10 protein-coding genes are annotated in these 14,169 nt (G+C 40.6%); 9 read left to right on the top strand and 1 reads right to left on the bottom strand.

Annotated features, from left to right (window positions below; genetic code table 11):
* Positions 1 to 63 precede the first annotated feature (63 nt).
* A complete protein-coding gene (locus PKC96_00710) occupies positions 64 to 1,266 on the top strand; it encodes a response regulator (protein ID HML99845.1) in 1,203 nt (400 codons plus the stop codon).
* Complete coding sequence (locus PKC96_00705; protein ID HML99844.1) at positions 1,263 to 2,984, top strand: sensor histidine kinase; 1,722 nt, start codon at positions 1,263 to 1,265, stop codon at positions 2,982 to 2,984. Before PKC96_00710 ends, PKC96_00705 begins: the two co-directional genes overlap by 4 nt.
* Here the strand turns inward: PKC96_00705 and PKC96_00700 are convergent.
* Positions 2,979 to 3,947 (bottom strand): hypothetical protein, encoded by a 969-nt coding sequence (locus PKC96_00700; GenBank protein HML99843.1) that lies wholly within the window; start codon positions 3,945 to 3,947, stop codon positions 2,979 to 2,981. The genes PKC96_00705 and PKC96_00700 overlap by 6 nt on opposite strands.
* A 142-nt stretch (positions 3,948 to 4,089) precedes the next feature.
* Between PKC96_00700 and PKC96_00695 the strand changes: the two genes are divergently transcribed.
* From PKC96_00695 to PKC96_00665, 7 genes are read left to right on the top strand one after another with little or no spacing between them, the layout of a single operon-like run.
* Positions 4,090 to 5,496 carry an extracellular solute-binding protein gene (locus PKC96_00695; protein ID HML99842.1) on the top strand — a complete coding sequence of 469 codons (1,407 nt, stop codon included), beginning with the start codon at positions 4,090 to 4,092 and terminating at the stop codon, positions 5,494 to 5,496.
* A 19-nt stretch (positions 5,497 to 5,515) separates the two neighbouring features.
* Positions 5,516 to 6,427, top strand: coding sequence for a sugar ABC transporter permease (locus tag PKC96_00690; GenBank protein HML99841.1), 912 nt, complete (start codon positions 5,516 to 5,518; stop codon positions 6,425 to 6,427).
* Entirely contained in the window at positions 6,424 to 7,359 is a 936-nt protein-coding gene (locus tag PKC96_00685) for a carbohydrate ABC transporter permease (protein ID HML99840.1), read from the top strand. Before PKC96_00690 ends, PKC96_00685 begins: the two co-directional genes overlap by 4 nt.
* A 5-nt stretch (positions 7,360 to 7,364) precedes the next feature.
* Positions 7,365 to 9,653 carry a glycosyl hydrolase family 65 protein gene (locus PKC96_00680; GenBank protein ID HML99839.1) on the top strand — a complete coding sequence of 763 codons (2,289 nt, stop codon included), beginning with the start codon at positions 7,365 to 7,367 and terminating at the stop codon, positions 9,651 to 9,653.
* A complete protein-coding gene (locus PKC96_00675; GenBank protein ID HML99838.1) occupies positions 9,640 to 11,817 on the top strand; it encodes a glycoside hydrolase family 65 protein in 2,178 nt (725 codons plus the stop codon). The genes PKC96_00680 and PKC96_00675 overlap by 14 nt, the downstream gene beginning before the upstream one ends.
* A complete protein-coding gene (gene pgmB / locus PKC96_00670) occupies positions 11,811 to 12,458 on the top strand; it encodes a beta-phosphoglucomutase (GenBank protein ID HML99837.1) in 648 nt (215 codons plus the stop codon). Before PKC96_00675 ends, pgmB begins: the two co-directional genes overlap by 7 nt.
* On the top strand, positions 12,455 to 14,086 hold the full coding sequence (locus PKC96_00665) for a glycosyl hydrolase family 28 protein (GenBank protein ID HML99836.1): 1,632 nt from the start codon (positions 12,455 to 12,457) through the stop codon (positions 14,084 to 14,086). The genes pgmB and PKC96_00665 overlap by 4 nt, the downstream gene beginning before the upstream one ends.
* The last annotated feature ends 83 nt before the right edge of the window (positions 14,087 to 14,169 follow it).

Raw genomic sequence — 14,169 nt, 5'->3', positions numbered from 1 at the left:
AGTATATTCTACCATTGTATTATATTTGATATGGGACTATGCTATAAATAGATGAGGTCCCCAATGTATAAGTTACTGATAATAGATGATGAATATTTAGTCCGTGAAGGACTCAAAATGACAATTGATTGGGCGGCGAACGGCATTCAAATCGTTGGCGAGGCCAGCAACGGACTCCAAGGTTTTGAGGAGGCGATGCGCCTGAATCCCGACCTTATCATTTCTGATGTTCGGATGCCGGTTATGACCGGAGTTGAACTGGCGGTTAAGTTAAAGCAAAATAACTTCACCGGAAAGATAATTATTCTGTCCGGTTATCGCGATTTTGAATATGCGAAATCATCATTTGAGAATGGCGTTGTCGCTTATGTTTTAAAGCCGGTTGACAATGATGAATTAGTGGCAGCAATAAAGGGGGCACTCCGTCAATTACAGCAAGAAATGGCACATCAGGCCCTCATCAGTGAACTTAGCGAACAGCTACCGGTTGTTAAACAGCAATTTATTCGCGACCTTTTTAACGGCCAAATTCACAGTTTGGAAGAAATTGAAAAAAAAGAAAAAATCCTCGATTTTCATCTCCCGGCACGGGGCTTTTTGGTCAGTATGCGCTCCGATGACGAAGCCGGAACCGGCTTTTCTTTTTCCCTTCTTCAAAAATGCATTAATGATCATATGGATGATGAAGACAATGTAACGCTTATTTTGGACCGGCGACTCTACATCTTTGTGGAGAAGACTTCAAGTGAGGCGGTGGCCGACAAAATAAGGATGATTCTTGAGGAATATGAGCGATTGGAAGATGAAACCGTTTCGGTATCAATTTGCCAATTTGGTTCGCTTTTGTCATTAGCCGGTGCCCATAAAACCAGTGAAGATTTATTAAACAGCAAACTTATGATCGGCCTAAATACTATCGCCCTAGAAAACTCGCCCATCGGTCGGTATCGGAAAACAATCACCGATGCTTTAGCTTATATCAGTCATCACTACGCGGATGATATTACGGTTAAGCGGGTCGCCGAGGAACTTCAGGTCAGCGAATCCCACCTTATGCATCAATTTAAAGAAGAAACCGACAAAACCTTTAATGAAATTCTTACCGACTATCGGCTATTGGTCGCCCGTAAATTATTGCGCAACGGCTCCTACCGGGTTAATGAAGTAAGCTATCTTGTCGGTTACCACGACGTAAAGTATTTTTCATTGGTTTTCAGTCGAAAATTCAATATTCTTCCTAGCGCGTATATGGAGCAATATCGATGAGAAAAACCAATTTAAAACGGACAATTTTGTGGCGGTATATCACAATCGTATTCACCGTTCTTATCGCCGATGCGTTGGTGATTCTAGGCGGTTCCTTTTTGGCTTCATCGATTTTAACCGATGAATATCTTAAAACGAGCATTTATGTTCAGCAGGAACAAGTTGGAAGCTCGTTGGATCAAATTGTATATGAGACATTGGCTACTTATGCGCGAATTTTTACAACGGATAATCTTGATGAACTAGCCGATAGCAGCGATATTGATGCTAGTTATGAGGAATTAATTAACCAGGCGCATATTAATACGATGATCTATGCGGGCGTAGTAACTGAGTATCAGGGGCATGAATTATCCAGCAATGAAAATTTGCCAACGCCACTAGCGGTCGATCAGGAAAAAGTCGTCAACAGCGAAAGCTGGATTAATTACCTTCGCACCTCACCAAGCCAAGACGGCAAAGAGTTATATTTGGTATTCGGAAAGAGAGTTATTAATTCTCTTCAGGACGATGCCCCGGTGGCAACAACTTTCTTTTATGTCCATCATGCTTTGGTGGCGGATATTATCACTAATATTACCGCTTCAACCGGGTTTTCATTTTTGATGGATAGCGGGCATTATATCATCGCCTCTCAGCAGCAAGCTAGTGCCGGAACTTTCTTATATAATCCTAACTATTATCCAATTAAGGATGATGCTCACCACGAAATAATAAATATTGATGGCAAGCGAGAAGTTATAGCGATTACACCTCTATCGGAAATTACGTCATCGTATGGTTTTAACTGGCATTTGGTTTCAGTCCAACCCTATCAAGTTTTGTTTTCTGAATTACAAAGTATGCAGACTCTGATTTTTATCACAGCCTTTATCGTTTTACTTCTTTCCGTTGGCCTATCGATTATTATGACGCGAAGACTCGTTTCGCCGATAAAAAAATTATCGCAAAAAATCATCGGTTATGACCCGGCTTTGCCCCCGTCGTTTACCGCCATCACCGTTGAGGATGACGAGATTGCCCAATTGGAGAGAAGCTATGATGAAATGATTACCCGAATCTATTCCTTAATGGAAAAAAATCGGGAGGATGCAGAGTATCAGCGAAAACTAGAATTAGACTCTCTCCAGGAACAGATTAACCCGCATTTTCTATATAACACCCTTGATACAATTGCCTGGATGGCCAAGATTAAGAAGGAACCCGACATCGAAAAATTGGTTTTAGCACTGGCAAAATTCTTTCGTATATCGCTTCATCGCGGAGATAAATTCATTACGGTGGAAGAGGAAGTGGAGTTAATTCAACATTTTATGGCTATCGAATTAATCCGCTTTCCAGATAAGTTTTCGGTCACTTACAATTTGAGTGAGGAAGTAAAACCATATAAAACGCTAAAAATACTTCTTCAGCCAATTGTTGAAAACTCGATTAAACATGGTATATCCTCGCTAGAAAGAATGGGTCATATCGAGATTAATGCCTATCTGGACAAAAAAGATGTCGTTTATGAAATAATTGATGACGGAATCGGTTTTGAACCCAAAGATGATCTTTTTAAAAGAAAAGAAAAAACCGCCCTCCATAAAGGTGGGTATGGGCTTTACAATGTTAATGAGCGGATTAAACTCGAATATGGAAATGGCTATGGTCTGAAGGTAAAAAGCACTGTTGGCAAAGGAACAAAGATAACCATTCGCATTGCCGCCCGCCTATAATTTTTGCGTTTTTATTTTATCGACTAAAGAGTCGAGGGGCGAAACTAACTTTTTTACCATTCTTCGCGCCAAAATAAAGGCGAGAGTTATCAGACCGATGTTAATGACTCCCATAGATAAAAACAAAATCAAATTAGCATTGTTGTAATAACTATCACTCGTAATTAAATAGAAATCATAATCATCGATAAGGGTAGTCCGGTATTGATGATAACTGCCTTTAAGCGAAACCAATTGCTCATAGTCTGAATTCAAATTGTAACGTTGAGCATAGTCTTCATTGCCACTATAGCGAAGATATTGTTGATTGCTGACAATGAAGCTCGCCAACGGATTGATTGAACGATAACTATTAAAGTTAAAGTAATCGCGATAGATGGTTTCAGAATTAACGTCGGCAACAATGATCCCTTGCACCTGCTCCTCTTCAAAGATTTTTACAACTATCGACAAAATGCCATAGCTGTCATCGTAGGAAAGAAAAATGTAATTATCGGGAATGTTGGTAAAACGTATCCAAGGAAAGTAGGCTGCTTCATCATCGCCGATAAAATCGTTTAAGCGATCATCTTCAAGGAGCGAAGAAAGTGAAGAATAACCGCTGACTCCATTAGAGGCAATTTGAGCCGGAACATTTAAACTATAGGCGCTGACTCCCAACAGTCCGGATGAAGAGGTCAAAGTGGATAGTTTCTCTTGCGTTTTCTCAATGGAGCTGCCATCTTTAGCGAAGCTAATAACGGCTTGATCTTCGCTTACTAAGGCAACATCTTCGGCCATAAGCGAGAGATGAAAAGAAAAATTTGTCTTTGCCATATTAACCGCACCGGCGGTAGTTGATGAATAATTCCCCCGCAGATAGTTGTTGGTAAAAACGATTGTTAACGAAGAAATGGTCAGCAAAAAGATGCTAGGAATAACGAAGATGCTGAGATATATTCTGCGTGTCAATTTGGGAAACATAAGTTTTTACCTAACTTCATATAGCATTCTATGCTCCTCGTGCATTTTTGTCTAACTATCTTGCAGTTTTGCTCCGTTTATAGCATCTCAATAGCGTTATATAATGCTATTAGCAAAAGCGCTTTCAGAAGGAGGGCTCACCATGAAAAAAAATAAGTTTCTTTGGCTTATAACTGGTGTTTTTACGATGTCACTGCTTAGTGGTTGCGGATCAAGCGGCAAGATTGTCGTTACGATTGGTATGTGGCCAGAAAGTCAACAACTAAAAGATATCGCAATGTTTAATATTTGGAAAGAACGGTTTGAAACAGATCATCCAGAATATGAAATTGTTGGCGAGCCTTATACTTATTCGGTTGAAACTGTCCACGCCAAAGCCCAGGCCAACAAACTCCCAACCGTTTTTCAAACATGGTTTACCGAGCCTTCGATGCTGGTCAGCAATCGCTATATAAAAGATGTCACTGCCGATTTAAAAGAACTCGGCTGGTATGACAAGATGGACCCGGAAATGCGCGCCAATTTAACTTTTGATGATAAAATCTATGGCGTTCCTCGGGATGGATACGGACTGGGATTGTTTTTAAATCTTGGCCTTTTGCGTGATTATGGAATTCTTTCCGACAACAACGACGATGGCAAGGTCGATATCTATGATGAGGAAGGCAATCCATTATATCCAACGACATTCGAAGATATATATAATGTCTCATCCACGATAGCCGAACTTTCAGAAGGCCAAACTCAGGGGATGCTGATATTAACTTCCAATAAAAACGGCGGCTGGCAATTTTCTAATATTGCCTGGAATTTTGGTGCCGAATTGGAAAAGGAAGTTGATGGTAAATGGGTGGGAACCCTTAATGATCCCAAAGCAGTTGAGGCTTTAGAGTGGATTCAGAGTATGAAAGCGGAAGATTTATTACCGCCTAACACGACGATTTCTTATAGTGACTGGTACACAAAAATCACCTCTCAAGTGGCTATGGCTTTTGTTGGAAGCGATGTTATCTCTTTGGCTGTTACTAATGGCGGAATGAATAAAGACGATATTGCTTTTGTTCCGATGCCGGAAGGACCATACGGGGATCGTTACTCTTTGTTTGGCGGGACTCCATATGTGTTTTCCTCCTCAAGCAGCGATGAAGCCACAAAAGGTGCGATCATGTTTTTAGAATATATGGGAAGATCACCGGAGACGAGTTCGGCTTCGCGTAAAGCAATGCGCGAAGGCAACAACGTGGCTTATGAAAAGGGCAATCCCATCATTCCGACGATTAAACCTTGGATAAATGACGATTATCTAGAAGTCGCTTCTGCCTTGGAAGAGGAATTTGTAAATGTCGATATGACATACTTTCATGAGTTTTTTGATACAGTCAAAACACTTCGTCATTCGGAAGTTCCCTACTATGCTCAAGAGATGTACACCCTATTAGATACCGCTATACAGGCGATCTTTGTCGACCCATATACGACTTCAGCTTCGGCTCAACTGACGACCGCCAATTCAACATTCAATAAGCAATACATGTCAAAATTATCCTAAAAATTAGCTGGAGTTAATTATGAAATTTTTGCATAAAAAAATAAGTCGCGCCAAAATAAAAAAGAATCTAATTGGCTATTTACTGATGATACCATCGCTTTTTCTTTTTGGCTTTTTCGTTTTTGCTCCGCTTATAAGCAATATTTCTCTATCATTTTATTCGACAATCGGTTTTGAAAAGGACCAATTTGTAGGTTTTGCAAACTATGCGGCCGTATTTAGTGATGCAAATTTTATCGCCGCCTTAAAGAATACTTTCCTCTACGCCTTTTGGTCGTTACTTATCGGTTTTTTACTTCCGATTTTTCTTGGTTTACTGTTAAGCGAAGTAACGAGATTTAAAGGTTTCTTCCGCGTAACTTTATACTTACCAAGCATTATTTCGGGAATAGCTGTAGTTATTCTTTGGACTTTTCTTCTCGATCCCGCTGCCGGGGCACCGCTAAATGCTTTAATTAAGGCATTTGGGGGAAAGCCGTTGCTTTTTCTGGATGATCCTAAAATGACTATTCCGTTAATTGTCATAACAATGACCTGGCGCGGAGCAGGAAGCAGCGCATTGATTTACCTTAGCACGATGCAGACGATCGGAACGGACCTATATGAGGCCGCTCGTTTGGAGGGCGCGGGGATGTTTCAACGCATCCGCTATGTAACATTGCCGCACTTGAAACCTTTGATTAGTACGATGTTCATCATGCAGATGATCTCCGTTTTGCAGGTGTTCTATGAGCCATTAGTGATGACGGACGGCGGTGGGCCGGGAAATTCTTCGCTTTCTTTGATGCTGCTTAGTTACCTATATGCTTTCCGTGATAATGCTCCGGCGAAAGCGGCAGCGGTAGGAGTCATTCTCTCCTTTATTATTATTGTTTTGACGGTTGTTTATTTTATGGTTACTAACCGTCAGGCGAAAGGAGAAAACAAATGAAATTACCCTTTTTTAAAACGGCGTCAAAAGAAGAGCGCGCGGCAAAAAAATTACGCAATAAAAAGGCCGGTATTCTTACTTGGATTGACTATCGTTATCCTTGGGCACATGCGGTTTACACTTTTATTATCGTGGTTTTGGTTTTCTTTGCCTTATTGGCGGTTGCGCCGGTTCTTTGGCTATTCATCTCAAGTTTCAAAAATCCGGCCGAATTATATCAAGTTCCGTATGTGTTTTGGCCTAAAGATTTTAATTTCAACAAGATCATAGAGGTGTGGAATTACATTAACTTCGGCACTTACTTTTTAAATTCTACCATCGTTGCTTTGGGGGCGGTTATTTGCGCAATAGTCTTCAACGGCTTTCTTGCCTATGTTTTAGAAATTGTTCGCCCTTGGGGACACAAGGTGATATTCGGCTTAATTCTTCTTTCATATATGATTCCCACCGCGACCAACATCGTTCCGTTATTTAAACAGATCGCGGCATTAAACCTCATTGACAGTTACATCCCGCTTTGGTTTGTCTTTGGAGCTAACACCTTCTACCTGGTTATGTTCAAAAGCTATTTTGCTTCAATTCCCAAGCCTTTATTTGAAGCTGCGCGAATGGATGGGGCAAATGACATTCAAATCTTTACCCATATTCTTGTTCCTTTAGCGCGCCCGATTATTGGTGTCGTTGCGATTTTCGCTTTTACTGCAAGTTGGAGTGATTTCTTACTTCCGTATTTGACTTTGCAAAAAGAAAGTATGCAGACAATTATGGTCAAGATATATTCAATTCAATCAACGATGGCCACCAGTTCTGATTTTGGGCCAGATAAACTGTTGATGTTATTAGTTATTTCCATCATTCCCCAAATAATTATATTTGCTCTTTTTCAAAAGCAAATTACGGGAACAAACACCAATTCGGGAATTAAGGAGTAAAAAGTATGGGAAAAATTGCCAATCGTTATTTGGAAGTCCTGCCATTTGCTATTTGCGAGAAAGGATTTCATGCCGACCGTAACAGTGTCAGCGAATCTATTTTTGCTTTAGCAAATGAATATATGGGAGTCCGGGGAACATTTGAAGAAGGAATAAGCAATCTTGATTCGCTTCAGGGTTCGTATTTTAACGGCATATATGATTATGCGCTTGAGCCTACACCGATTCATTATAAGGGAATTGTTCAACGGACGCACTTTATGGTCAATGCGATGGATTGGTTAAAGATTACATTAATAGTTGATCATGAGCGAATTGATTTAGGTAAAAAGAACCCGCATGATTTTGTTCGCAATCTTGATTTAAAGAGCGGATTATTAACGCGGAAATTTACTTATATTCTCGATAACGGCAAAGCAATCAATCTATGCTTTTCCCGTTTCCTTTCGATGAGTCACGCCCATCGCGGATATCAAAAAATATCCATTAGCGCCAATCAAGATATAGATGTCAGTCTGACTTTTCATTTAGATTCAAATGTGTTGATGTGGAAAAGCGATTGCTATTTCACCGATCGAGACCATTTTGATGATAATAAAATAAGCGGACTCGGGGTTAAGACGCTCACAACCGAAGGCAGAGTGTATTCGGTAATGAAAGTTGATTCCGCTTACGAATATGAATTTATGCACACCAAGCGGGAAGTTAAGCGCCTTTATAATTTTCATTTAAAGGCTAACGAACAGGCGGACTTTACTCGCTATGTCGTTAACAATATAGCTAAGCAAGGTGAAAAAACATTCAAAGAATTGAAAAAAGAAGCGATTCAGGAATTGGAGCAGTCAGCGAATGATGGATACGATTCGGCTTTGGCTGACAACTCCGTCTTTTGGAATCGGGTATTTGACGAACGCGATATCGAAATATTCGGCGATGAAGTAAATCAACAGGGAATCCGCTATACTATTTTTCAGTTAACTCAAACTTATCATGGAGTAGATCCTTCGGATAATATCGGCGCTAAAGGTCTAACCGGGGAAGCCTATAGCGGACATGCTTTCTGGGATTCGGAAACTTATTGTCTACCATTCTATTTATTCAATGAACCCGAGGCGGCGCGCAATTTATTGCTATTCCGCTATCACACGTTGAAACAAGCTAAAATCCGGGCAAAGGATCTAGATTGCGATGGAGCCTGCTATCCCATCGCCACATTAAATGGCGAGGAAGGGTGTAATCTTTGGCAACATGCGTCCACTCAATTTCAACCATCTACTGGGGTAGCCTATGGCATTTTCCATTATGTAAATGTCACGGGGGACATCGGGTTTATTTTTGATTATGGCCTCGAGATGCTTTTAGAAATAACAAAATTTCTACTTACCCGAGGACAATGGAACAGTAATCATACCCACTTTGGATTTTATGGCGTTATGGGACCGGATGAATTTCAATTGATGGTCAATCATAATACCTATACAAATTATATGGCTAAAGCCACATTCGACTATACGCTTAGTCTTTTGAATGAATTTCACGCTCAAGATAAAGTTAAAAAGTTACTCAAGAGAATAGAGATTAGCGATGAATTAATAACTAAAATCAAAGAAGCCAGCTCAAAGATGCTGATTTTATTTGACCCAAAGACAAACCTTTATGAACAGCATCTTGGGTTCTATGATCTTCCTCACATCGATCCCAACTCGATTCCTGTGACCGACTTTCCTCTTTACTCCCATTGGTCGTATGACCGCATATATCGGAATGATTTAATCAAGCAACCGGATGTTTTAATGTTTATGTTCTTATATAGCAGTCGGTTCTCCTTGGCGGAAAAAAAGGCCAATTATGATTTTTATGAACCAAAGACGATACATGAATCTTCATTGTCGCCGTCGGTCCACTCTATTTTTGCTTCGGAAATTGGCTATGAGCAGGCGGCGTTAGATTTTTTCGGCTTCGCAACGCGGATGGATTTGGATGATTACAATCGCAATACGAGCGAGGGATTACATGTCACGTCCATCGCCGCCAGTTGGATGAACATTGTTTATGGCTTTGCCGGTTTAAGAAGTGACGGCGAGCAGTTAGTACTCAATCCGCACTTACCGATAAATTGGCAAGGGTATCGATTCCATTTGTTATATCGGGGCAAACGGCTGGTGATTACTGTCAGTAATAAAGAAATAGCCATCGACGGTTTAGATGATAGTAAAGTCAAAATAATTATCTATGGTCAGAATTATGAGGTGGGCAAACACATAGTTTTGCCCTTGCAATATGAAAAAGAATAAACTTTCTTTTCCTTCTTTTGATATTGATAAGCAAGATTACTATGGAAACCTTTTGCTTATTGGCAATGGTCATATTGGTTATCGAGGAAGTTTCGAAGAGATGGATAAGAATTCAAAAGTTGGTTTTAATCTTGTCGGGAAATATGATCAAAAAGACAATCTTTGGCGGGAATCAATCAATCTGCCCAATCCCCTTTTTGTACGCGTTTCTTTTGATGATCAAAAACTGAGCGTTCTCTCTTCCGCAAGCGAAAGCCATCAAATGGGACTTATATTAGATAAAGCCATATTTTATCGGCACAGTTCGTTTCCGCACCTCAACATCGATAGTGAACGGTTCATTGTTGACGGCGATACGGACGAACTTGTTTCCCGCTATGCCATCGAAGTAAAGGAAGCGGGGCAACTAACAATTGATTATGGTCTGGACAGTGACATTTGGGAACTTAATGGACCGCATTATCAGAAACGAAGTTTTTCCGATGAAGGTCAGGGGCAAGTTCGTTTTATCGGTATAACCAATCAAAAAGCCATTGTCTTGGAAAAAGTCAGTTACCGGTTTTCAATTGAAATTGGCAACCAAAATTTTGTTGAGAATTCTAATCGCTACCTAAGCAAGGTAAGCATAATGGTTAAGCCGTTTGATAAGATTGTCTTAACCATCAAAGCCGTAGTGGCCGTTATTGAAGATGAATCCTTTATCGATGAAAAGGATACACAGATGAACGATCGGCTGAAGGTTTCTTATAAAAAATGCCTTTATAAGCATATTATGGATTGGAAACACGATTGGGAATTGGCAAAAATCGAACTTAAGGGACCGGAGGACGATGTTCAAAAAGGTGTAGCTTATTCAATTTATCATCTTCTGACTTTGGCCCCCCATAAATATATAACTTCCATCCCGGCACGGGGACTCAGCGGACAAACCTACAAGGGAGCGATTTTTTGGGATACGGAGATTTTTCTGGCGCCCTTTTATAATTTGCTTTTCCCAAAGGTGGCCAGAAATCTACTTGTTTATCGTCTAAACGGATTAAATGAAGCCATTAAAAAGGCGCAGAAATATGGCTATGATGGCGCCTTTTATGCCTGGGAAAGTCAGGAAAACGGCTTTGAGGCCTGCTCGGAATATAATATCGCCGATGCAAAAACAAAAAAGCCGGTTCGCACTTATTTTGTCGATAAGCAAATCCATATCAGCGGCGATGTGGCTCTGGGAATGTTTAACTATTACGAAGCGACCAAAGACGCCAGCCTCTTCTATCTGGGGGGGATTAAAGCCCTTTTGGAAATAATGCGGTTTTACTATAGTTACGCCCGTTTTGACACCCAAACAAACCGCTACTATCTCGATGATGTAATTGGGCCGGATGAATATCACGAACGAGTAAACAATAATGCTTTCACCAATTATTTGGTAAAAATTATCGGAGAAAAAACTCGTGCCATTATATCTTCCCTTTATCAGGATAATAAGCAAATGGTACAGGAAGCGCTTAGTCCATATCAAGAATTCTTCTATCAACAATTGCCCTTTTTCCTTGAACATCTTTTTTTGCCTTCAGCGCAAAAAAATCATTTGATTCCCCAGTTTGATGGTTTCTTTAAATTGGAAGATATCACCGCGTGCGAACTGGTTAAAAAACGGACAACCCCCAATGAATACTTAGGGGGCACCACGGGACTGGCCAATAAGACGCGGGTTATAAAGCAAGCGGATGTCGTGACTTTGCTCGCTCTGTTTCGCGACTATTTCTCACCGCGCATAAAACGCGCCAATTATGATTTTTATCTTCCTTATACCGAACATGGGTCTTCCCTATCCAACAGTATGTATTCCTTACTTGCTTCAGAAGTTAAAGACCCAATTAGAGCCTATGATTTTTTTAAGCGAAGTGCTTTGCTTGATCTCAAAGGGGACAGCAGAAATTATGCCGGCGCAACTTATATAGGCGGACTTCACCCCGCCAGTGCCGGGGGAGCAGTGCTGGATTTAATATATGGATTTGCCGGTTTAAAATTTACCGAAGGCCAAGGGATTGTTTTTAATCCTCACCTGCCAACAGAAATTAAATCGATTAGGTTTAAATATTATGATCAAGGAATCCTATATGAGACTTTTATTACAAAACGGAAATGGTTAAAAAGGAGAATATTATGATAAAGGCAATTATTTTTGATCTTGACGGAGTACTGGTTTCGACGGACCACTTTCATTACTTGGCGTGGAAAAAATTGGCGGATCGTGAACAAATCGAGTTTGACGAAAAAATAAACAACCGCCTGCGCGGAGTTTCACGAATGGCTTCGCTCGACATTATTTTGGAAAAAACCAAGCATATTTATACTCCATTTCAAAAAGAAGAAATGGCGCGTTTTAAGAATGAATATTACGTTTCTTTAATCAGTAAAATGACGCCGGAAGATGTTGAACCGGTAGTTCTTCATACGCTGGAAACATTAAAAAAGCGCGGCTTGAAATTGGCGGTCGCTTCCTCATCAAAAAATGCGCCTTTGATTTTAAAGGTAACCGGACTCGCCGCATTATTTGAAGTCATCGTCGACGGATCAATGATTAAAAACTCAAAGCCGGATCCGGAAGTGTTCCTTTTAGCCCAAAAACTTTTGAAGACCAAAAAAGAAGAAGCCTTGGTGGTCGAAGATGCAGTCGTTGGGATTGAGGCCGCACATCAGGGGGGCATGAAGGCGGCGGCGATCGGCGATGCGACCAAAGACGAACAAGCGGATTATCTTTTGAGCAATCTTGGCGATCTTTTAGAAATATCCGGGAGTGTTATATGAGGAAGAGGGTATTTCTTCTTCTATCATTCATCAGCATTTTTGTCGTTGGGTGCGCTTCCCATAACGACTCTTCAGCGTCCAACATAAGTGTATCCAGTGAAACCAGCAGCGAAGATATTTTGCCTTCTTCTCCGGTTGATGTCATGGATCTGCCGGGGGGAGTAAATCAATATACTTATTCACGTTTGTACACGATTGACGGACAAGAAATTCCCCTTTATGCCACAAAAATAAACGATTCCCAGGTTTGGAATGGCCTTGCTCCCAATCGTTATGACAGCGGTCTTGCGATCATCGGATTTCATGGACCGGTCACATTGCGCTTAGTCTGCCAAGAGGCGATGGGCGACAAGACAGTCATTCGCCCCTTGTCCAGTGAGGTTGATTTTGAAGTAAATGCTTTAGATCGGCATGAAATGACATTTGTTATTGATAAGCCGGGGGTCTATGTTTTAGAACCGGATGGTGAAAAAATTCTGGCGGTTCATCTTTTTGTTCGGATAATTGAGGATGATAGCAATTATCAAAATAGTTCAAATGTTATTTACTTTGATAAAGGGCTTCATGATGCGAGCAATGATAATCGCCTAAGCAATTCAACGATAACCCTCGAAAGCAATCAGACGGTATACTTGGCTTTTGGGTCAATTGTTAGAGCACGTTTCGTTGCTAGCAATAAGCAGAATATTAAAATTATTGGCCCGGGAATTATCGATGGCTCGACATTCGAGCGAATTGCCGGTCAAAGTGAAGGGAATACGCAATTCATTCCATTTGATTTTTCCTACTCATCCCATATTGAATTTGCTGATTTTGTCATGAGTGATCCCGCGGGATGGTGCGTAAATTGGTATTTTGTAACCGACTCTTCAATTTCTCGCATCGGTATTATCACTTCGCGTTCAAACGGAGATGGAATTTCTCTTCAAAGCACACAGCGAATAACCGTCGAAGACTCATTTGTTCGCGGATGGGATGATAACTTAGTAGTTAAGAATTACCCGCAGTGGAACAATACAAATGTCGAGGGTTATACCGATGATATCACCTTTTCGCGGTGTGTTTTATGGACGGACTTGGCACAGTCGATGGAAATAGGCTATGAGACAATCGGTCAAACGATGAAGAACATTACATTTGAAGATATTACCGTGCTTCACGCTTTACATAAGCCGGTTATCTCCATCCATAATGGTAACAATGCGAATATCGAAAATATTAATTATCAGCGGATAACCGTCGAAGATGCGTCTATGGGGCGAGGAGACAGTCAAGCAAACAGTCAGTTGATACAAATTCAAAATATCTATTCTAGTAATTGGTCCTCGGCCCACAAAATAACAAGTCTAGGAAGCATCTTGGGGGTCAATATCAGTAATTTAAAAGTATTGAAAGGCAAATCAATTCTTCCGATAGCAATTTCGGGAACAATTGATCCGCGGAGTGAATATCCCGATGAACCTCATTTCGTTGATGATGTCCATTTGACAGATTGTGATTTTTACGGGGAAAAAATTGACGGGAATTATCCCGGTATTAATGTTGGATCCTATGTCCGCGGGTTTTCAATTTCTAAGACGAGTCAGGAAGTTACCGGAGCGACAAGCCTGCCAAACTTTGTTTTTTAAACAAATTTGTAAGGGTTTACAAAAATTGTCTTGTTCTAGCAGTTTTGCCTACTAATTTAGCAGTTTTATCACATTTTTTTAAG

It is taken from the genome of Bacilli bacterium, assembly GCA_035326105.1.
In the GTDB taxonomy this organism is placed as follows: Bacteria; Bacillota_I; Bacilli_A; order RFN20; family CAG-826; genus UBA7706.
The sequence above is the reverse complement of the archived record's forward strand: the minus strand, read 5'-3'. Positions and strand labels throughout refer to the sequence as shown.